Origin of the sequence: Sediminibacterium sp., from assembly GCF_030695065.1 — a bacterium.
Lineage (GTDB): Bacteria > Bacteroidota > Bacteroidia > Chitinophagales > Chitinophagaceae > Sediminibacterium.
Map to the genome: position 1 here is coordinate 1 of NZ_JAUYTR010000010.1, position 4,846 is coordinate 4,846.

5 protein-coding genes and 1 pseudogene are annotated in these 4,846 nt (G+C 41.1%); 3 read left to right on the forward strand and 3 right to left on the reverse strand.

The features are described 5' to 3' along the window. The 3 genes and pseudogenes from Q8S25_RS03880 to Q8S25_RS03890 all read left to right on the forward strand — a co-directional run. Positions 1-298 (forward strand): annotated as a pseudogene (locus Q8S25_RS03880) (hypothetical protein); the annotation flags it as partial. Positions 299-384: 86 nt separating this feature from the next. Further along, the gene (locus tag Q8S25_RS03885; protein ID WP_305535049.1) at positions 385-576 is read left to right on the forward strand and encodes a hypothetical protein; all 192 of its coding nucleotides are present in this window, start codon (positions 385-387) and stop codon (positions 574-576) included. Positions 577-948: 372 nt separating this feature from the next. After that, the gene (locus tag Q8S25_RS03890) at positions 949-1,407 is read left to right on the forward strand and encodes a hypothetical protein (protein ID WP_305535051.1); all 459 of its coding nucleotides are present in this window, start codon (positions 949-951) and stop codon (positions 1,405-1,407) included. A 14-nt stretch (positions 1,408-1,421) separates the two neighbouring features. Here Q8S25_RS03890 and Q8S25_RS03895 read toward each other — a convergent pair whose 3' ends face one another. Genes Q8S25_RS03895 through Q8S25_RS03905 form a run of 3 tightly spaced genes read right to left on the reverse strand, consistent with a single transcriptional unit; the run spans position 1,422 to position 4,660 of the window. After that, positions 1,422-2,441, reverse strand: coding sequence for a site-specific integrase (locus tag Q8S25_RS03895; protein ID WP_305535053.1), 1,020 nt, complete (start codon positions 2,439-2,441; stop codon positions 1,422-1,424). Next, on the reverse strand, positions 2,428-3,456 hold the full coding sequence (locus tag Q8S25_RS03900) for a tyrosine-type recombinase/integrase (protein ID WP_305535055.1): 1,029 nt from the start codon (positions 3,454-3,456) through the stop codon (positions 2,428-2,430). The genes Q8S25_RS03895 and Q8S25_RS03900 overlap by 14 nt, the downstream gene beginning before the upstream one ends. Continuing rightward, complete coding sequence (locus Q8S25_RS03905; RefSeq protein ID WP_305535057.1) at positions 3,425-4,660, reverse strand: site-specific integrase; 1,236 nt, start codon at positions 4,658-4,660, stop codon at positions 3,425-3,427. The genes Q8S25_RS03900 and Q8S25_RS03905 overlap by 32 nt, the downstream gene beginning before the upstream one ends. Between the last annotated feature and the right edge of the window lie 186 nt (positions 4,661-4,846).

The window sequence follows — 4,846 nt, forward strand, 5'->3', positions numbered from 1 at the left end:
TGAACAGCAGGTTTCAGAAGAAATGCGACAAAGGCTGGACCGGATTATCTGCCTACAGGGAATTGTTATCGAACTGATTGGTTCCTGGATCTGGATTACCGGCAACACTTTTCCGCTAAGGGAAACATTGAAAGGTGAAGGCTACAAATTTTCCCATCCAAAGACCGCCTGGTACTGGCATAAAGGGGAATACTTCAAAAAGTCCGGCAAGCTGATGTCAATGGACGATATGCGGGATGCGTGGGGTTCCGAAAGAGTTGAATCTCAATATGCAAATCAAAATAATTTCATTCACTAAAACTAAACAGGCGTGCCAGATGCCTATACAAGTCCTGAGGGCACAGGCAATTTACTATGTATAACATGTACAAAAATGATCCACGAATGATTACTGCAAAGTTTACTTCAGCCTGTTCAAAATGTGGTTGCACAAATAAAAAAGGCAGCAGCATTTATTACTGGCCATCTGACCGAAAGGCGTATTGTGAAAAATGTGGCGAAGTTCCATACAGCCAGTTCAGATCAGCAGCTGCCGACGAAGACATGATGAATGGCAATGGCCCATGTGCATACTGAAAAAGGAAAGGGCTTTTCGCCCTTTTTTTGGTCGCTTTTAAAATAATCAGGCTTTACAAAGTTGACAGAGAAATTCTTGTTACACTCAAATTCGCGGGTGAAGGTATTTACGCCAGCCGGAAAAGTAAAGGGTGGCTTCGTTTATTATACCGGTGGCTGAGCCTGTCGAAGCCATGCTTCGCACTCGGTCACCTTTTAACTTCCGTCTTCCCTGCCCGACGCAGTCGGGTGACTCCGGACTTCCGACTTCGTTAAAACCTGACATTCGCCCATTGACTAGAATCCGCCTGGCTCAATGATGATTACCCGTAATTTAATTTTAACCGGCGAGCCAGATGCCAAAATAAGATCCAAGGGCATGGACAAAATATCATGGGTAAATCAAATATTGCAGAAAGAACAGTACTTGTTGCTGAAGTTAATGAAGTTGTAGAAGTTGCTCCGGTTTTGACCATTGTGAAAGACGAAGTCGAAGCGCCACGGAAGCTGACCCTCGATGAAAGGATTCAACGGGTGGAAGATTTGTCATTGTTGATCGACAGGTGGAAAACGTTGAATGAATCACGGCGCAAGTTGCAAACCTTCCAAATCGGAGCTGATTCACTCAGTTCTGTGATCAGTTTGCGCGATTCAAATGGCAATGAGTTCAGAACTTCCAACTCAGCAGTGATCACCTCTGTGATCGATGAAATGAAACGCACACTGGATGCAAAGGTGCACGAAGTTGAAGAACAAATTTATGGAAAGGAAATGATTATGCAAAGTGGCATTATAAGACATGCTTGCAATCAGTTTGTTAATCCTTTTACTATACAGTACCACTTTGCATAAATTCATGATTATTTTTATAAACTTTTCAGCCAATCCAATAGATTGTTGTTCCTTTCCCAGGATTTTGTATTGGTGCCAGCCGGATTAATGTCAACATAGGCCTTTTCAAAAGCTTCCCGTTTCTGTTTGGAATCAGCACGAGCATACACATCTGTAGTTTGAACTGAAACATGGCCTAAAAGATCTCGAATGTAAACCAGATTTACACCGGCCTGAAGAAGATGCATGGCCTTAGAATGACGCAAGGAGTGACAACTGATCGTCTCAGGTATAATTGCCGGATTGATTTTCCTTGCAAGGTCTGCATAAGTCTTCAAGATGTAGGTCACACCTGCCCGGGTAAGTTTTTCTTTTCTGCTATTTGAGAACAATGGATATTGATTGGCATGAGTTTCCAACAAATGATTTTTCTGCATATACTCTTTCAGGAACACGGTCTGCTCTTGTTGTAGGGGTACAATTCTAGCCTTGCGTCCCTTACCAAATAGTTTTATTATGCTAGGGCTGTCAAGTCTGATAGAGCAAGGAGTAAGATCTATTATTTCCTGTACCCTTGCTCCGCTATCATACATAAGCGCAAGCATTGTAAGATTACGGTAACCACCTCTGGTACTTAGATCCGGCTGTTCAAGAAGTAGCTTTATGCCATCAGTTGTCAGGTAGTTGATACTCTTTTTTTCGTGTTTCTTAACTTTTATGGTCAGTATTTTTTGCCATTCATACATCCTTTCGGGATTTTCGTATTGCAAGAACCTGAAGAACGAATGCAAAGCGGCAAGACGATAATTCCGTGTGGCATTACTGCAATGCCTGTTCTCCTGAATCCAGTCAAGAAAGTTGATGACAATTTCCCTGGTAATACATTCAAGAGTCAGCTTTTGTACTTCAGTGTTTTTCTGTTCTTTCATGAAAGTTATAAACTGAACGAAAGTATCCTTGTAAGCCAAAATGGTATTTTGACTGTAGTTGCGCTCACCCGCAAGATACTTGGTAAGGAAAGTGCTGAGATATTTTGCAAAATCAGTCGTTTCCATTGTACAAAAGATTATTGTATTTTGGGAAAACATAGGCGCATACACCCTTTTCGTCTTTAAGCAGATCAGGATACATCTCCGAAGTTAACCTGACGTAATGATCGGTCGAACTTATTGATTTATGACCAAGAAATGTCGAGATCAAAGGCAGTGAGTAGTAAAGATCGAGTCCGGATTTAGCCATCTGAGCCAGAGCGTGAACCGCGAACGTATGCCGCAAATCATGAACACGAGGACCCTGATGATCTCCAATAAACGGGATTCCTGATATGGAAAGTGCCTTCCTGAACCAGGCATATACACTGCCTTGACGACAGTTTGTTCCGTTGGGAGACACAAAGAAGTAGCCGTTGATATCCTTGATGCGTGGTATGGGCATCCGATCCCGATAATGCAGATACTGTTTCAGCACTTCTTCTAAGGCGCCAGACATGGGAGCAATACGTTCCTCCCCATTCTTACTTTTTCTGATAAGTAAGCATTGCTGGTTAAAGTCCACATCCTTGTTCTTCAATGCCAATGCTTCGCTTACCCTAAGACCGGTTGCATACAGCAGACGAATGATGATTGGTATAACAAACAGGATGGTGGTCATGTGCTTGTCATGCAAACGCATATGATCACAGGCTTGGAAGATGTCTTCCATTTCTCGGTTAGAGTAGATGTGGGGTTTAAAGCTGTTTCTGGGAGGAACAGGGCCTCTCGGGATATAACAGTCATAACCAACCTTGCACATATACTTACAGAATTGTGAAAGGATAATGTATTTTGTGCAAATTGTTGACAATGCATCATTTATCCTAGTAGCACGCCACTGTTCAACTTGTTGCCTGGTTATTCCAATGGTTGTTATGTTGTTGGTAATGAAAAATTTGTCAAACTCAAGAAAGACCCATTCAGTGCGCAAGGACACATAACCGAGCCCTTTCTTCATGACAATAAACTGCTTGAAATAAGGGGCATAGATGCTGCCGTAATTGAACTCATTCATAGAAGATACCTCCTTCCTGCTCATAAAATGATGGTTCCACAAGCGGAACGTTCAATGCACATTGCCGTAACGATTCCACATCTATTCTAAGATAAGGCATCGTGTTTGTGATACTTTGGTGCCCCAAAGCCTCGGAGATAACAGGTAATGATACCTGGTTTTCCAAAAATCGACTGGCCAGACTGTGGCGCATGGCATGCGGTCCGTGCTTTCTCGCGGTTGTATCAACCCCGGATGAACCCACTATAAGACCAAGAGCACATGAAATGGAACCATTTGTCATGGCAGTGAATGGAGCACTGGAATAAAGGAAAATATATGGTGACGCTGATTTTTTGCGGCCATATTTGAGATAATCGATAATTGCTTCCCCTACATCTGCAAGCAATGGAAGGTCAATCACTTTGCCAGTTTTAAATTGGGATAGTTTAATTGTGCTATTTTCCCAGTCGATGTTGCGGAAAGTCAGGTGAGCAATATCTGATGCTCTTAGCCCCAGCCGTGAGGCCAACAGAGTCATGGCATAGTTTCTTTTACCGGTAGCATAGTCTCTGTTTATGGATGACTCTATTTGGAATACCTCCTTTGCGGTATAAACCGAAGGTAATTTTGCTCTACTGACCCACTTGTAATGTTGGATAACTGTGGTTAAATCAAGCTTTATGATGCGTTCCTCAAATAGAAATCTAAAAAATAATCTGATGGCAGATACAACGCCTATCTGATTTTTAGTCTGAGTAGAAACAAAAGACGAAATATGGCCTTCTCTAATTTCTTCAATATTAGATATTTGATTATTTTTCAGATAGAAAAGAAATCTGGAAAGAAATAGTCTTTGAGCTGAAATTGTTATTTTACTGCGACGTAAGCACTCCAAATGCAAAAGATATCTATTCATTAAACAACCTATCTCTCCAGATAATTCTCGAGTAATTGGCTTGCGGTAGGCTCTGCGGATTGTTCCTTTTTCTTGGAACTCATTCAATACTTTTATACTTCTGATAATGTCCCGTTCAATAGGTAAAATGCTACCGCCTATATTATTGCGAATATACTCTTCTCCAACCGAAGGATCATAATACAAAAATGATTTTTGAAACATAAATGGAATCAGCTTATTTTTCCACAGAAACCTGTAGTGTTCAATTCGTTTGGGAGAATAGAATTCTTGCTCAAAAAAATGAACGCAACCATCCATCAGTTCTTGTACTGTTTGTAATTGTTTCATATTATTGCTTTTTATGTTGGCACCATTGCCGGAATAAAAAAAAGCAAAATATTTATGCAAAGTGTTTATGCAAAGCAAACAAGTGTTTAGTGGTTATATAAGAAGGTTTCTGCTGGTTTCTTTGCATAATCTTTTACTCCGCATAAATCAGTTCTTCAACGTCGCGAATTTTCACATCCAGTGTCC

Excerpts from the sequence above, each read along its gene's own strand:
- Q8S25_RS03885 (WP_305535049.1), top strand. The coding sequence starts at position 385 with ATGATTACTGCAAAGTTTACTTCAGCCTGTTCAAAATGTGGTTGCACA.
- Q8S25_RS03900 (WP_305535055.1), bottom strand. The coding sequence starts at position 3,456 with ATGAGCAGGAAGGAGGTATCTTCTATGAATGAGTTCAATTACGGCAGC.
- Q8S25_RS03905 (WP_305535057.1), bottom strand. The coding sequence starts at position 4,660 with ATGAAACAATTACAAACAGTACAAGAACTGATGGATGGTTGCGTTCAT.
- Q8S25_RS03895 (WP_305535053.1), bottom strand. The coding sequence starts at position 2,441 with ATGGAAACGACTGATTTTGCAAAATATCTCAGCACTTTCCTTACCAAG.
- Q8S25_RS03890 (WP_305535051.1), top strand. The coding sequence starts at position 949 with ATGGGTAAATCAAATATTGCAGAAAGAACAGTACTTGTTGCTGAAGTT.